The organism is Moraxella bovis (assembly GCF_025985205.1).
GTDB lineage: Bacteria > Pseudomonadota > Gammaproteobacteria > Pseudomonadales > Moraxellaceae > Moraxella > Moraxella bovis.
In genome coordinates, this window is sequence record NZ_CP087840.1 from 1547620 (window position 1) to 1562550 (window position 14931).

At 44.9% G+C, this 14931-nt stretch carries 12 protein-coding genes, 1 pseudogene and 1 riboswitch; of the genes and pseudogenes, 12 read left to right on the plus strand and 1 reads right to left on the minus strand.

Annotated features, from left to right (window positions below; translation table 11 throughout):
• The first annotated feature begins 327 nt into the window (after positions 1 to 327).
• The 5 genes and pseudogenes from LP107_RS07590 to LP107_RS07610 all read left to right on the plus strand — a co-directional run bounded on the left by LP107_RS07590 (position 328) and on the right by LP107_RS07610 (position 5211).
• The gene (locus tag LP107_RS07590) at positions 328 to 510 is read left to right on the plus strand and encodes a DNA gyrase inhibitor YacG (protein WP_078273294.1); all 183 of its coding nucleotides are present in this window, start codon (positions 328 to 330) and stop codon (positions 508 to 510) included.
• Between the two features lie 92 nt (positions 511 to 602).
• The gene (locus LP107_RS07595) at positions 603 to 1775 is read left to right on the plus strand and encodes an aspartate aminotransferase family protein (protein WP_078273295.1); all 1173 of its coding nucleotides are present in this window, start codon (positions 603 to 605) and stop codon (positions 1773 to 1775) included.
• A 475-nt stretch (positions 1776 to 2250) separates the two neighbouring features.
• Positions 2251 to 3561, plus strand: coding sequence for a S1C family serine protease (locus tag LP107_RS07600; protein WP_078273296.1), 1311 nt, complete (start codon positions 2251 to 2253; stop codon positions 3559 to 3561).
• A gap of 341 nt (positions 3562 to 3902) precedes the next feature.
• Positions 3903 to 4544, plus strand: a pseudogene (hemF, locus tag LP107_RS07605) (oxygen-dependent coproporphyrinogen oxidase); the annotation flags it as partial.
• 190 nt (positions 4545 to 4734) lie between these two features.
• A complete protein-coding gene (locus LP107_RS07610; RefSeq protein WP_162860379.1) occupies positions 4735 to 5211 on the plus strand; it encodes a c-type cytochrome in 477 nt (158 codons plus the stop codon).
• Between the two features lie 346 nt (positions 5212 to 5557).
• On the opposite strand, the gene sodA is transcribed toward LP107_RS07610, so the two are convergent.
• Positions 5558 to 6172 (minus strand): superoxide dismutase [Mn], encoded by a 615-nt coding sequence (gene sodA / locus LP107_RS07615; protein ID WP_029102762.1) that lies wholly within the window; start codon positions 6170 to 6172, stop codon positions 5558 to 5560.
• A gap of 637 nt (positions 6173 to 6809) precedes the next feature.
• Between sodA and radA the strand changes: the two genes are divergently transcribed.
• The 7 genes from radA to LP107_RS07650 all read left to right on the plus strand — a co-directional run bounded on the left by radA (position 6810) and on the right by LP107_RS07650 (position 14864).
• The gene (gene radA / locus LP107_RS07620) at positions 6810 to 8216 is read left to right on the plus strand and encodes a DNA repair protein RadA (protein WP_078273299.1); all 1407 of its coding nucleotides are present in this window, start codon (positions 6810 to 6812) and stop codon (positions 8214 to 8216) included.
• 35 nt (positions 8217 to 8251) lie between these two features.
• Positions 8252 to 9019 carry an ABC transporter permease gene (locus LP107_RS07625; protein ID WP_078273300.1) on the plus strand — a complete coding sequence of 256 codons (768 nt, stop codon included), beginning with the start codon at positions 8252 to 8254 and terminating at the stop codon, positions 9017 to 9019.
• A gap of 196 nt (positions 9020 to 9215) precedes the next feature.
• Positions 9216 to 9315, plus strand: a riboswitch (TPP riboswitch).
• 127 nt (positions 9316 to 9442) lie between these two features.
• Positions 9443 to 10480, plus strand: coding sequence for an ABC transporter substrate-binding protein (locus LP107_RS07630; RefSeq protein ID WP_078273301.1), 1038 nt, complete (start codon positions 9443 to 9445; stop codon positions 10478 to 10480).
• Positions 10481 to 10569: 89 nt separating this feature from the next.
• Complete coding sequence (locus LP107_RS07635; protein ID WP_264676266.1) at positions 10570 to 11046, plus strand: hypothetical protein; 477 nt, start codon at positions 10570 to 10572, stop codon at positions 11044 to 11046.
• Between the two features lie 31 nt (positions 11047 to 11077).
• Positions 11078 to 11806: an ABC transporter ATP-binding protein gene (locus LP107_RS07640; RefSeq protein WP_078273303.1), complete on the plus strand. Its 729-nt coding sequence runs from the start codon at positions 11078 to 11080 to the stop codon at positions 11804 to 11806.
• Positions 11807 to 11998: 192 nt separating this feature from the next.
• The gene (locus LP107_RS07645) at positions 11999 to 13849 is read left to right on the plus strand and encodes an ABC transporter ATP-binding protein (protein WP_078273304.1); all 1851 of its coding nucleotides are present in this window, start codon (positions 11999 to 12001) and stop codon (positions 13847 to 13849) included.
• Between the two features lie 166 nt (positions 13850 to 14015).
• Positions 14016 to 14864: a tetratricopeptide repeat protein gene (locus tag LP107_RS07650; protein WP_078273305.1), complete on the plus strand. Its 849-nt coding sequence runs from the start codon at positions 14016 to 14018 to the stop codon at positions 14862 to 14864.
• Positions 14865 to 14931 lie beyond the last annotated feature (67 nt).

The window sequence follows — 14931 nt, forward strand, 5'->3', positions numbered from 1 at the left end:
CGCACTAGCAAGAGTGCGGTGCTGATTATAACTTTCTTTTTTGTGACTGTCATGTTTTATTTGTAAAAAATTATGAAATATTTGCTAAGTTACTAATTTTTAATGACATTAAAACCCATTACACCTAGGGCATGCCTATCATTGATAATATTTTTATAAAAATTTACATTTTAAATCAATTTTTGCATGAAAAATAGGCGATTTTCCCTGTTTTTTATTGCAAATACCAAAGGTAGGTACGCCCCAGCAACACAAACTCATTTTGTGTAAATGATAAAAATTTGTTAAAATAAATCCCCATTACAAAACAATCACAAAAACCATCACATGACCACACCCACCACTTACCCCTGCCCCCAATGTCAAAAACCGACCAGTTGGTCTGATAACCCCAACCGCCCCTTTTGCAGTGAACGCTGTAAGCTCATTGATTTAGGGGCGTGGGCAGATGAGTCGTATCGTGTGGCAACCGATGATACGCCATTTAGTGATGAGCTGCCAGAAGTGTGATTTACCTAAATTTTGAGAGTTTTATCAAATTTTACACCCTATGAATTTGACAATTTTTGATTTTATTATTTAGAAAAGTTTAAGGATTTGTTATGTCATATCTTATGCCAACCTACGCCCGCCAGCCCATCTCTTTTGCGCGTGGGCAAGGTTCATATCTGTATACCGCAGACGGCACGGCGTATCTGGACGCTCTGACAGGCATTGCCGTGTGTGGGCTTGGGCATTGCCACCCTGCTGTCAGCCACGCCATGAAAGAGCAATCCGACACACTCATTCACACTAGCAACTTATACCAAATTGACTGGCAAGAAAAAGCAGGTGAAATACTGTGCCAAAAGGCAGGCATGGATAAGGTGTTTTTTGCCAATTCAGGAGCCGAAGCCAATGAATGTGCCCTAAAATTGGCTCGCCTATACGCCCACAACCAAGGCAAATCTCGCCCCAAAGTCATCGTCATGGAGCACGCTTTTCACGGTCGCACCTTGCTCACCGTAACCGCCACCGCCAACCCTAAGGCTCGCTCAGGCTTTTTTACCCTAGATGATGACTTTATCCGTGTGCCGTTTAATGACATCTCTGCCGTGGAAGCCTTGACCGATGATAAGGACATTTGTGCGGTATTTGTAGAACCGATTCAAGGCGAAGGCGGTCTGCATACCCCAAGCGATGATTATTTAGAAAAACTACAAAACATCTGCGATGCTAACGACTGGCTATTTATGCTGGACGAAGTGCAAACAGGCAACGGTCGCACGGGCAAATATTTTGCTTATCAGTATGGCAATGTCAAACCCGATGTGCTAACCACCGCTAAAGGACTGGGCAACGGCTTTCCTGTGGGGGCGTGTATGGTGTCAGGCAAAGCCAAAGACTTATTTGGGGCAGGTTCACACGGCTCTACCTTTGGTGGCACGCCCTTTGGCTGTCGTGTGGTCTGTGCCGTCTATGATGAGCTGACCGATAAAGTCATGACAAATGCGGTGCGTGAGAGTGATTTTATCCGCCAAAGCATGCGTGAGCATTTCCCACAAATAGACGTGCGTGGGCGTGGCATGATGATAGGTTTTGGCTTGCCTGATGACGTGGATTGTACGCACATTGTGGATATGGCTCGTGATGAGTTTCATCTGATTTTAAATGTAACAGGCGGTAATGTCATTCGTCTGCTCCCTGCCTTAAATATCAGTCATGATGATACGGTGATTTTGACCGATAGGCTGATTAGTTTGTTAAAAAAGACTTTGGGGCGTGTTGAATATTAGTATCTGCCATGAAAAATGCCTGTTTAAAAAAGCAGGGGAATCGCCCGTTTTTCAAGGAAAAAACTTGAGGTTGATGGTTATTCTATCAAGCCAAGTTTTTGACTTCGAGCCACAAGATTTAGCCATTTTTCATGCAAAAATAGATTGAAACGTTAAATTTTCATCTTGTTTTGTAAAATGTTATCAATGATAGGTACGCCCCAAGATAAACTTGGTGTAAAATTTGCCATATTCTAGCAACCATTGTTAAAAAAATACCTAAAATTCATCCGATTTTGCAAAACTTGTTGAAGTTTATTTTGGTAAAATTACCATACTTTATTTCATTCTCAACTTCTTATAAGCGATTGATTTATCAAGGGCGAATTGCAACTCGTCCTACAACCCAAAAAATATCTATGGGTAATCAACGGGTTGCTATTTTAAGTTGGGAATGAAGCATACTTTATTTTATCAAAACAATTTTAGGAAAATCATGAACAACACTCACCGTCAAACAGGAGCAAGCATTTGGGTCATCCTGCCGTGGCTCATTGCCCTAGCCTTAGCCACGGCTTTAGTGCTATTGGTCGCCAAGCACAACACCACGCCCATAACCGCCCAAAGCACCCCCAAAGCCGAGCAGATTGCCCCAAATACGCAGTCAAGCGAGCAGGCATGGCAACCCACCCTTGCCACGCCCAAAGCCCACAACAACCTCGACACCGCTCCCACAGTAGATTCTTATCACGACGCAGTGACCCAAGCCAGTCTGTCTGTGGTTAATATCTACACCACCCAAAAGGTGCAAAACCCTTATATGGGCGATCCTGTGTTGGAGCAGTTTTTTGAATACTATGGGCAAGGGCAAGAGATTGACAGGGGAGCGAGCAGTCTAGGTTCAGGCGTGATTGTCTCCAAAGACGGCTATATCGTCACCAACGCCCATGTCATCGAAAAAGCCGATGAGATTACCGTCGCCTTAAATGACGGGCGTAAGGCACGGGCGACCATCGTCGGGGCGGACGTGGAGAGTGATTTGGCGGTGATTAAGGTTGAGATGGATAACCTTGTTCCACTCGCGTTTCGCCGTGAACCCATTCGTGTGGGTGATGTCGCTCTTGCCATTGGCAATCCCTTTGGCGTGGGTCAGACCGTCACCCAAGGTATCATCTCTGCCACAGGTCGTTCTGGACTGGGTCTGACCACCTTTGAAGACTTCATTCAGACTGACGCCGCCATCAACCCTGGTAACTCAGGCGGTGCTTTGGTGGACGCCAATGGGGCATTGGTCGGTATTAACACCGTCATCTACTCTCGCTCTGGCGGTTCGATGGGGATTGGCTTTGCCATTCCCACCACCATTGTTGAGCAGGTCATGAACGGACTGATTAGCACTGGCAGGGTCAGCCGTGGCTGGCTTGGCGTGGAGATTGCCCCTGTCAGGGAAAACCCCAGCAATCTCACCACTCACGAAGGTGTGGTCATCGCCAGTGTCATGGCGGATGGTCCAGCAGGCAAGGCAGGTCTACGGGCAGGCGATGTGGTGCTGTCACTAGACGGCAAAACCATTGACAACGCCAACACACTCATCGGTATCGTTTCTGCCAAAGCCCCCGACAGCACACTTGATGCCGTGGTCAAGCGTGGCGACGATGAGCATGAACTTACCATTACCGTCGGCGAACGCCCCAGTCGTGGCAACAACCGCCAAAACAACGAGCAAGACAGTCGCTCTCTAAGCCCCGAAGAGCGTGCTTATCTTAATGAGCTGTTTAATCAGTTAAACCGCATGCACGGACGCTAATGGCAAAATAACAAAGTAAATCCAATCTTTGTATTAGGGCGTGCCTGCCCTTGGTATTTGCCATGAAAAATGAGAAAAATCGCCCGTTTTTCAAGGAAAAACTTGAGGTTGAGGTTGATAGTTATTCTATCAACCTCAAGTTTTTGACTTCGAGCCACAAGATTTAGCCATTTTTCATGCAAAAATGAATTAAAGTGTTAAATTTTATCTTGTTTTATAAAAATGTTATCAATGGTAGGCACGCCCTAGTTTTTTGTTGAATTTTCAAAATAAAGCCTTACTATTTATCAATCATTTACAAACCACGAGGACATCATGAGCGAACACATCGATGACGATAAAATCCTAGCGTCCCGACCAGTCATGCCAACGTTCGCTTGTTTGTCGCCACGCCTGCTGATGGTGGTGAGCCGATTTGGTGGTTTGGGGGCGGATTTGATTTAACTCCCTTCTATCCTGTGATGAATGATGTCGTGCATTGGCACACCATTGCTCACAAGCTGTGCCAACCTTTTGGCGATGATATTTATCCAACCTTTAAGGCGTGGTGCGATGACTATTTTTACCTAAAACATCGTGGCGAATGCCGTGGCGTGGGCGGACTGTTTTATGACGACCTAAATACTGCCACACAGCGTTGGGATTTTGAAAAATGCTTTGCCTTTATGCAGGCGGTAGGGCAAGGCTACATTGATGGCATCATTCCCATTTTTGAAAACAACAAACACAGACCCTATACCGCCGATGAACGTGCCTTTCAGCTGTATCGCCGTCGGCGGTATGTTGAGTACAACCTTGTCTATGACCGTGGCACGCTGTTTGGCTTGCAATCCAATGGTCGCACCGAGTCCGTTTTGGTGTCCATGCCCCCTTTGGCAAGCTAGGCATATCGCTACGAACCTGTGGCAGGCACGCCAGAGTTTGAACTGACCGACTTTTATTTAAAGCCCAGAGATTGGCTCGGTTTGATGGACAAATCATAAACGCCCGCTTTGTTATCAAATGTAACTTTGTGTGCTTTTATGCAATGGCGTTTGAAATCATCAAAGGCTTGTGATATATTTGGGTCAATTTTATATCAAAAGTTTGTATAAACTCATGAATAATAAAAAAGAATTGGTTTTTGCCAATTCTTTTTTGTCAAATACCCAAGCCACCTTGATAGGAAGCCCCGTGAAATTCGTAAAAATGCAATCGGTAAAATCTTTCACTCTCATCACCCTAACCGCCCTTGTCCTGACTGCTTGTGGCGACAAAGCCCCTGCTGGTGCTGGCTCAGCAACATCAACCGATGTCAAAGCTCGCCAAGACCTAATGCAAGATTGGCGTGGTGCCAATGACATTTTAAAAGGCATGATGGAAAATCCTACCAATTTTGACGTTGCCACCTTTAAAGAGCAAGCTGAGTTCATCAGTGGTAGTACCGCCCAAATGTGGACGCACTTTAATGATGCCAATGCCAAAGGCAACTCTCAGGACGCTGTATGGTCAGATGCGACAGGCTTTCAAACCAAAAAAGACGAGTTTAATGCTGCCGCCCAAAACCTTGTGGCAGTCGCCACCACCGCTCAAAGTGCTGATGATGTCCATGCTGCTTTTGGAGCCATGGCAGAAGGCTGTGGCAGTTGCCATAAAGTTTATAAAAAGTGATTGTTGATTACTGAACATTTGCATGATTTTAAGGGTAAACTGTGTTTGCCCTTATTTATCTTTATCATTGTTCAATTAAGATAATTTTGTTAATATTTACATATAAAAAAGAGAGCGAGCTTCACCCAAGTGTTTATTTTGCCACGAGACTTGTAGGGGCGTGTTGCACACGCCCTTGGTGATACGTTGATATTTAGGGCATGCACAGCACACCCCCACAACTTCACTCAAAGACATTATTAATCAATAATATTAATACCTATATTTTATACAAACAAAAACAAGCCCAATTTGAGCTTGTTTTTGTTTTTAAAGCAATAATTATTTTAAATAATCGTTTTGCAAATCATGCCTTATCAAAGTTTTCTTGGGCTTTGTCCCAGTTTACCACATTCCAAAATGCCTTGATGTAGTCTGGGCGTTTGTTTTGGTATTTTAGGTAATAAGCATGCTCCCACACGTCAAGACCGATGATTGGCGTACCTTCACAGCCTGCCACGTCTTTACCCATCAGTGGGCTGTCTTGGTTGGCAGTTGAAACAACGGCAAGTTTGTCGCCTTGCTTAACCAGCCATGCCCAGCCCGAACCAAAGCGGGTGGCGGCGGCTTTTTCAAATTGCTCTTGGAACGCCTCTACCGAACCAAAATCACGCACGATGGCATCTTTTAGCGAGCCTTGAAGCGTGGTGCCAGTTTTTAGGATTGTCCAAAATAGACTGTGGTTAGCGTGTCCGCCTGCGTTGTTGCGAACGGCAGTTTGCTTGTCGGCAGGCAGTGCAGATAGATTGGCAATGACTTCTTCGGCTGATTTGTCCGCCCATTCAGTGCCTTCTAGGGCAGCGTTGGCGTTATTAACATACGCTTGATGATGGCGAGAATGGTGGATTTCCATGGTTTCTTTGTCAAAATGTGGCTCTAATGCGTCATAGCTGTAACCTAGCTCAGGCAGGGTAAAAGACATGATAATTCCTTAATAAAATTAGGGTTAATGTTTGTACAAATCGTTGATTTGTCCCATCAATATAAAGGCAAAATTGGCAAATTTCAAGTGCTATTTTATGAGTTTACAAAAAACCAATCTATTAAATGATTATCATTATTTAATAGATAGTCAATACTTATCTTACCCACCACAAAGCAAAAAAAAAGCAAATGGCATTTTAAAAACAGCCTTCTATCCAAACCAGATTTTTGTGCATTTTTAAAAAATTTAACCTTAGTATTTATAAGGATTTATTCTTATTTTGGAAAGAGATTTGATAAAATAAACCTATCAGACCATACCTTATTTCCCAACTTTATATCAAATGATTGATTTATGATACAGCTAACAAAATTGAATTTTACTACACAAGCCGTTTGCCACAAGCTTGCCTGCGGGTCGGTTTCCGTCATGGGCAGGCTTAGCTCACCACGAACAGAAAACCGTAGTAATTTTGCACTTTGTAGAGTGCATCTTAATTCATTCAAAAATATTTATTAAACCCACTTTTATAACGCCAGCCAACCTATAAAAACAAAACCGCCTTTTTGCACAATTTTTGCCACGCTCCAAATAAAAAATGCTACAATACCCCAAACCCTAACACACTCTCATCATGGCAAAAAAATCCTCTTACGTCTGCCAATCCTGCGGAGCCAATTACGGCAAATGGTCAGGGCAATGTGCCGACTGTGGCGAATGGAACACCCTCACCGAAGCCCCCAACGTCGCCATGCCCCACCACAAAAAAACCACCACCAAATCCGCCCCGAAAACCGCCAACTATGCAGGCGACAGCTCTGGGGTCATGACCCTTGCCAATGTCGGCTTTTCGCTAGAAACCCGTATGCCCACAGGCTTGGGCGAATTTGACCGTGTGCTTGGCGGTGGGCTTGTGGCAGGCTCGGTGGTGCTGATTGGGGGCGACCCGGGTATCGGCAAATCCACAATCCTTTTGCAGACCGCCATTAACATGGCAAGTAGCGACTCGCTGGCTGGCTCGGCTCTATATATCACAGGCGAAGAGAGCCTGTCGCAGGTTGCCATGCGTGCGGTGCGACTAGGGCTACCGACCGACCGCCTAAGGGTACTTGCCGAGACCAACGTTGAGACCATTTGCATGGCTCTGACCGCCGAACAGCCTGCCATTGCCGTCATTGACTCCATTCAGACGCTCTTTACCGAAGCCATACAGTCCGCCCCAGGGGGCGTCGCCCAAATCCGTGAATCCGCCGCCGTCTTGACACGCTATGCCAAGCAGACAGGCACGGCACTGTTTTTGGTGGGACACGTTACCAAAGAAGGGGCGTTGGCAGGGCCTCGTGTGCTAGAACACATGGTGGATACGGTGCTGTATTTTGAAGGCGAGTCCGATAGCCGATTTAGAATGATTCGCGCGGTCAAAAACCGTTTTGGGGCGGTCAATGAACTGGGTATTTTTGGCATGACCGATACAGGTTTAAAGGAAGTTGCCAATCCGTCCGCCATTTTTTTGAGTCGATATGACAAGCCCATTGCAGGGTCGGTGGTCATGGTCAGCCGTGAAGGCACACGTCCTCTGCTTGTGGAAGTGCAAGCGTTGGTGGACGATTCGCAAGGTCAGCCCAGACGTATGGCGTTGGGGCTTGATTATCAACGCCTATCCATGCTCCTTGCGGTCATGCACCGTCATGGCGGTATCTACACGAGCGGTCAGGACGTGTATGTCAATGTCGTGGGCGGGGTCAAGGTCATGGAGACAGGCTCGGATTTGGCGGTGCTGATTGCCTGTGCGTCTAGCATTAAGGAAAAACCGCTACCTGCACGGCTGTGCGTATTTGGTGAAGTGGGACTATCGGGGGAGATTCGCCCTGTGCCAAACGGTCAAGAACGCCTAAAAGAAGCGATGAAACACGGCTTTACCTACGCCATTATCCCCAAAGCCAACGCCCCCAAAGTAGGCGATAAAAATTTTGCCAATATCAATATCATTGCCGTGGATAGGCTAGATGATGCGTTGATACGGGCGTTTGAGCTTGCGTGATTGGTTTTTGCAGTTAAATAATCCAAATAAAAGCTATGCTAGTATCTTTTTTAAAAAATCTTACCGCCTATGGCATTCGATACAGCCTAATTATCCTATTGCTAATTATTTGGCAATTGGTCATTGGATTTGGGTTATTGCCTGATTATTTATTGCCATCGCCCATGCAAATCATTAAGGCATTTATTGATGATTTTTATTTGCTTATGAGTCATGCCAAATATACGCTGATTACGGCATTTTTAGGCACAATCATTGGGCTGATATTAAGTTTTGTGTTATCCATTTTAATGGATTTGTCCAAAAACTTTCGTCAAATGGTCTATCCGATTTTATTATTAAATCAAACCATTCCTACCATTGCCATTGCCCCTTTACTTGTGATTTGGCTTGGCTATGGCATATTGCCAAAAGTGGTGCTGGTGGTATTGTCGGTATTTTTTCCGATGACGATTGCACTTGTGGACGGTTATAATTCGGTACAAAAAGAGCAATTAAATCTCTTTCGTTCATTAAAAGCAAGTCATTATCAAACTTACCGCCATCTAAAAATACCGTCCGCCATGGGGTATTTTTTTACAGGATTAAAAGTGGCGTTGTCGTATGCTCTTATCTCGGCAGTGGTGGCAGAATGGCTTGGCGGTTATCATGGGCTTGGGGTCTATATGACCCGTGTGCGAAAATCGTATGAGCTGGACAATATGTTTGCGGTGATATTTTTGATTAGTGTTCTGACTTTGATTTTGATTGGATTGGTTAAACTTTTGGAAAGAAAAGTTTTGGCGTATCAATATCAAAAATAATTGGGATTTTGATGTTTTAGCTAAATTTATTTTTAAGCGTAAGGTGCGTATCACGCACCGTTTTTATATTAAGGTTTTTTTTGTTGGTGCGTAATACACACCTTACGGCAAATGTTAATTTAAAAAAGCGTTTTAATTCTAAAAATTTTCTTAAAAACCCAAAACTTGACAACCATTGTATTTTATTTTATAATTAAAACATTAGTCGGGGTGCTTTATTTTTAAATAAAAGCTGAGATGATACCCGTGAACCTGATACAGTTAATACTGGCGTAGGAAACTAGACAATGATTATCAAGCTCTGTTTGACATTTTATGTTAAGACTTGTTTTGGTCTGTTAAACGCCAAGATTGGCTGTGTTGTTTTTTGACCTTTGGGTGCTTGGCACTTAAAGGTTTTTTATTGTCTAAATGGAGCAAACAATGCACTTAACTTTGAATGGCGTGGCGTTAAAAAATGTAGGATTTGGATTGGCAATGGGCGTTTCCCTATTGCTTGCAGGCTGTGGCGACAACAAACCTGCCCAAACCAAAACAGACACCAAGACCGAAACCGCCCAAACAGGCGAAAAAAGTGAGCAATTAGAAGAGCTTATCATCGCCCTTGACTGGGTGCCAAACACCAACCACACGGGGCTGTATGTGGCGCTTGAAAATGGTTATTTTAAAAATCAAGGCTTTGATGTCAAAATCGTCCAGCCGTCCGAAGACAGTGCGTCCACGCTGGTGGCGAACAATCGTGCCGATTTGGGCGTGTATTTTCAGCCCAATATGGTCAAACGCCTAAACAAAGGCGAGCCGATTGTGGCGGTGGCAACCATCGTTCAGCACAACAACGCAGGGCTGTTGTCGCTCAAATCTTTGGGAGCAAGCACGCCCAAAGACCTGCACGGCAAACTCTATTCCACTTGGGAAGACCCTGTGGACGATGCGACCGTTGCCGAAATCGTGGGCAAGCCATTGCACAAAATCCCAGGGGAGAGTACGGACGCCACCACCGCCCTAAAAATGAACCAATTTGACTACATTTTGGCGTATTATAGTTGGGACGGCATTCACGCAGGGCTAAAAGGCGAGCCGACCAACTTTTTTTATTTAAAAGACCACAACCCCGCCTTTGACTACTATTCGCCTGTGCTGATTGCCAACAGTAACAAGGTGGGCGAAAATGCCGAACGCTATAAAAAAGCCCTAACCGCCATCAAAGAAGGCTACACCTATTCTGCCCAAAACCCTGCCAAATCTGCCGAAATTCTTATCAAGCACGCCCCTGAAACCAATAAGGAGCTGGCGATGGCAAGCCAAGAATTTATGTCCAAGCAATATCTGGACGACAAGGGCGACTGGGGTAAAATTGACCCTGTGCGTTGGGATAAGTTTTTTGAATGGATCAATGATAAAAAATTGACCGATAAGCCCATTGAAAAAGGGGCAGGGTTAAATACAACGCTGTTGCCTTGATTTTAATTGGGATAATTACAATTTGTCCAATGATAAAATAAAGGTGTGAAATTCGCACCTTTATTTAAAATAATAGAAAATCTTTTAAAATGAAATTATCCAAAAAAGACTGGTTACAGTTGTTTGCTTTTATGGTTGCAATGATTGCACTCATTGTAATAACAGGGTTTGATTTGATTTTTTCATTGCCTTTAATGACGATTTATCTTATCCTATACTTTTTTGATAAAAGCACACCACAACATCAAAGTAAAACAACAATTATCTCTTATCTAGCGTTGCTGTTTTTGGTTATTTTTGGCAAATCTTTGGTGGAGCCTATTTTTAAAGATAACATTCATCAAGTTTGTGGGATATTGATTAAAAATGACTTTGAATTTTTTGATAGGCTTATTTTTAACCCACCCAATACCCTGATTGAAAAAGATACCCAAACCCTAGAATTTCGCTCTTTTAGTACAAATATTCTTATCAATTCCCAAGTGTGTGTTAATTATATAGAAAGTGATAATACAATTTGGTTGTTTAATGATTATGTGTTGGATATCAAACAATCAGAGAATTAACTTTCGCCTCCAATTTATCTCAATTTAAAAAATGTCCAAACTTATCCTAAACAATCTCCACCATTCCTTTGAGAACAAACCCTTATTTAATGGTTTGTCTTTGTCTGTTGGCACAGGCGAAGTAGTGGCGATTGTCGGGGCAAGTGGCGTGGGCAAAACGACTTTGTTTAATATTGTTGCAGGGCTGATTACCCCAAGCGATGGGCAGGTGCGGATTGATGGCGTGGATAGGACGGGGCAGGCAGGCTTTGTGGGCTATATGCTCCAAAAGGATTTGCTGTTGCCCTTTAAAAGTGTCTATGACAACATTACCCTGCCTTTGACCTTACAACACCTGCCAAAATCCGCCATTCATGACAAAATCATGCCTCTACTACCTGCCTTTGGGCTTGATGAGCTATACCACAAATACCCCGCCCAGCTCTCAGGCGGACAACGTCAGCGAGTGGCACTGCTTCGCACTTATCTAAGTAATGACAGTCTTATGCTCTTAGATGAGCCATTTTCGGCACTGGATTTTGTAACCAAAAATCAGATGTATAAATGGTTTGGGGCGTTTCAAAAAGACAAGGAACTGACTTGCCTTATTATCACGCATGACATTGATGAAGCGATTTATTTGGCAGATAAATTGTATGTATTAAAGGGGTTTCCTGCCACACTTGCTCATCATTTTGTCATTGATAAATCATCTGATTTTTTGCAAAGTGTAGAATACTTAAATCTAAAACAAGATGTGCTTAGGGCGATACAGGGTTAAGTGGTTGCATGGATTTAAATACCCCAATAAACACCGAGCCCACACCAAATTAAATTCTATTCTTACTTTCCATTTTTAAAAACGTATTTTTAAAATTTTGATATTGAATAATAGCCCCACAAACCCCACATTACACCTTTGGCAATTTGCCCAATTTGCTACTTTTCCTTTCATAATTTATAAATAATAACCATGTCTTTATTTCGCTACTTTGAAAACCGCCTAAATCCCTACCCCGACAGTCCGATGCCCACTCCCGACTCCAGTCAGCGTGGATTTTTTGGGTTTTTGTGGGCGTGTACCGAAGGGGCGAGATTTTGGATTGGGGTGCGTATTGTTTTATCAATATTGCTTGGCATATTTAGCTCGCTGTTATTTGCATGGGCGGGCGATGTCGTGGACTGGCTGACCGTCTACACCCCCGAGACTCTATGGCAAGAAAAGGGGGCGACCATTACACTGATTTTGGGGCTGTGTGTGCTGTCCATTTTTGGCGAATTTATCGACAACTTAATCCGCTTTCAAGTATTGCAGGGGGTCATGCCGATGCGACTGCGGTGGTGGTTTCATAAGCACATGCTTGGACAGTCCATGCAGTTTTATCATGATGAGTTCTCAGGGCGTGTCTCTGCCAAAGTCATGCAAACCGCCCTATCGGTGCGTGATACGATTATGACAATGGCAGAGATGGTGTCGTTTGTCGTGGCGTATTTGGTCACCAGTGGTGTGATTTTATTAGGGCTAGATATTTGGCTGTTTTTGCCGTTTGTGGCGTGGCTGATTTGTGTGGCGTGTATGATGAAATTTTTCCTGCCTCGCCTGCGTGAGACCGCCAGTAATCAAGCCGACGCTCGTGCCTTGATGACAGGACGTGTGACCGATGCTTATGCCAACATCAGTGCGGTCAAGCTGTTTAGCCACTCCAACCGTGAGCTGTCCTATGCCAAATCCGCCATGAGCGAGTTCATGACTACCGTCCATGCCCAAATGCGGTGGGTGTCCATCTTAGGAACGACGACCGAGACGCTCTCGCTTATCATGATAGTCGGCAGTACCGCCATCGGTGTGTATCTGTGGATGATGGGCGAAGTAAGCGTTGGGGCGATTGCGGTGGCAAGTGGTATCGCCCTGCGTCTAAAAGGCATGATTCAGTGGATTATGTGGGAGATGGCAAGCCTGTTTGAGCATATCGGCACGGTGCAGGATGGCATGAGAACACTAACCACGCCCCACGCCATCACGGATAGGGCTGATGCTGGTGAGCTTGTGGTGGCACGGGGAGAGATTGCGTTTAAGGACATGACCTTTAACTACGGGCGTAGCGAAGACAGAACTGCCCTATTTGATAAGTTCAACCTAGCCATTCAAGCAGGCGAGAAAATCGGTCTGGTCGGTCGCTCGGGGGCGGGCAAGTCTAGCCTTGTCAATCTACTACTGCGTTTTTATGACGTGGACGGGGGCAGTATCAGCATTGATGGGCAGGACATCAGTGCCGTCACTCAGACATCGCTCCGCCAAAATATCGGCATGGTCACCCAAGACACCGCTCTACTGCACCGCACCGTGCGTGAGAACATCGCCTATGGCAGACCTGATGCGACCGATGACGAAATCATCGCAGCGGCACGCCTTGCCCACGCATGGGATTTTATCCAAACCTTAGAAGACAAGCACGGCAATACAGGGCTTGACACCGAAGTGGGCGAACGTGGCGTGAAACTCTCAGGCGGTCAGCGTCAGCGTATCGCCATCGCTCGGGTCATGCTCAAAAACGCCCCCATCTTACTGCTTGATGAAGCGACATCTGCCCTAGACAGCGAAGTGGAACACGCCATCACCCAAAGCCTAGATGAGATGATGAAAGGCAAAACAGTCATCGCCATCGCTCACCGCCTATCCACCATCGCCAGTCTTGATAAGCTTGTGGTGATGGACAAAGGCGAGATTATTGAGATGGGTAGCCATGACGAACTCATCGCCCAAGGCGGGATTTATGCTAACCTATGGGCAAGACAGTCGGGCGGATTTTTGGGTGAGATGTAGGCGTGCTTGCCCCAGTCAAACATACTTGACTACACAGTGTAACACAACTGACAACCCTGTAACAATTTACCACCAAAACAGTGTCCAATACATATAGATGATTAAGGTAAATTTCTTATAATTTTTAAAATTTACCTTTATTTTAAGATTTTTAAAAGAGAACCCCATGAAAACCTTACCCTTTTACAAAGTAGCACTTAGCACCATCGCCTTGACCGCCCTACCTGCCATGGCTCAGCTAAACACAGTAGGCATCGCCCCTGCCATGCGTGGTGAGCTAACTACACCCATCTCCCATGCCAACGCTACCAACCTACTTAGTCAGTCTGTGGCAGGCGTGCCATCCATCAGTGCTAATATCTCTAACGTCAATCGCATTGCCACCGTTGTCATCAATGCCAACCAAAGCGGTAGCACTCGCCTTGATGTGAGCTTGATTGATGATTTTATTGATGATGTCGCCCCTAACGCTCGCCACTATCCACCAAATTTCCCCAATCGCACCACTGAATTTATCACCAGCGAGAACATCAAATATCTCTCCGACTGGCTAGAACCTTACGCCAATGCCAATGACGCAAGCCTTGATGTCATCTTGCGTGTCGCCAAAATCAACGGCATGGCTCGCAACCTAAACATCGGCACTGACTACACCCAACGTGCCAATAAATACATGGCAAAAGCCATCGCTTTGGCTCCTGATAACCCCGAAGCCAACTTCCTATACGGCATGATGATTAGTGAAGGTGGTGGCTTTATCGAAGGGCAAAAATACCTACAAAAAGCCGCCAGTCTTGGCTATCTAGAAGCCGAACAAAGTCTCGCCCAAGCCGAGCTACTGGCGGACAACCACGCAGGGGCATTATCTCGCCTAAAAGCCTTGCAAAGTCAGCACCCGACCAATGCTCAAATTGCCGAACAGGTTCGTATCGTTGAAAATGGCGGTTATTATATTTGGAACATCAAAAACGACAACATCAACGTCAAGCCATTGCAATTAGCCAGTAATCAATAAATACTTGCTTAGACTTTTAAAAATAAATCCATCAAATATTCCTTTTGGTGGATTTTTTATGTAAAAT

Bases quoted from the DNA above. Each gene is read 5' to 3' on its own strand.
- LP107_RS07595 (WP_078273295.1), top strand. From the start codon at position 603: ATGTCATATCTTATGCCAACCTACGCCCGCCAGCCCATCTCTTTTGCG.
- LP107_RS07590 (WP_078273294.1), top strand. From the start codon at position 328: ATGACCACACCCACCACTTACCCCTGCCCCCAATGTCAAAAACCGACC.
- LP107_RS07645 (WP_078273304.1), top strand. From the start codon at position 11,999: ATGTCTTTATTTCGCTACTTTGAAAACCGCCTAAATCCCTACCCCGAC.
- LP107_RS07650 (WP_078273305.1), top strand. From the start codon at position 14,016: ATGAAAACCTTACCCTTTTACAAAGTAGCACTTAGCACCATCGCCTTG.
- radA (WP_078273299.1), top strand. From the start codon at position 6,810: ATGGCAAAAAAATCCTCTTACGTCTGCCAATCCTGCGGAGCCAATTAC.
- LP107_RS07625 (WP_078273300.1), top strand. From the start codon at position 8,252: ATGCTAGTATCTTTTTTAAAAAATCTTACCGCCTATGGCATTCGATAC.
- LP107_RS07640 (WP_078273303.1), top strand. From the start codon at position 11,078: ATGTCCAAACTTATCCTAAACAATCTCCACCATTCCTTTGAGAACAAA.
- LP107_RS07630 (WP_078273301.1), top strand. From the start codon at position 9,443: ATGCACTTAACTTTGAATGGCGTGGCGTTAAAAAATGTAGGATTTGGA.
- sodA (WP_029102762.1), bottom strand. From the start codon at position 6,172: ATGTCTTTTACCCTGCCTGAGCTAGGTTACAGCTATGACGCATTAGAG.
- LP107_RS07635 (WP_264676266.1), top strand. From the start codon at position 10,570: ATGAAATTATCCAAAAAAGACTGGTTACAGTTGTTTGCTTTTATGGTT.
- LP107_RS07600 (WP_078273296.1), top strand. From the start codon at position 2,251: ATGAACAACACTCACCGTCAAACAGGAGCAAGCATTTGGGTCATCCTG.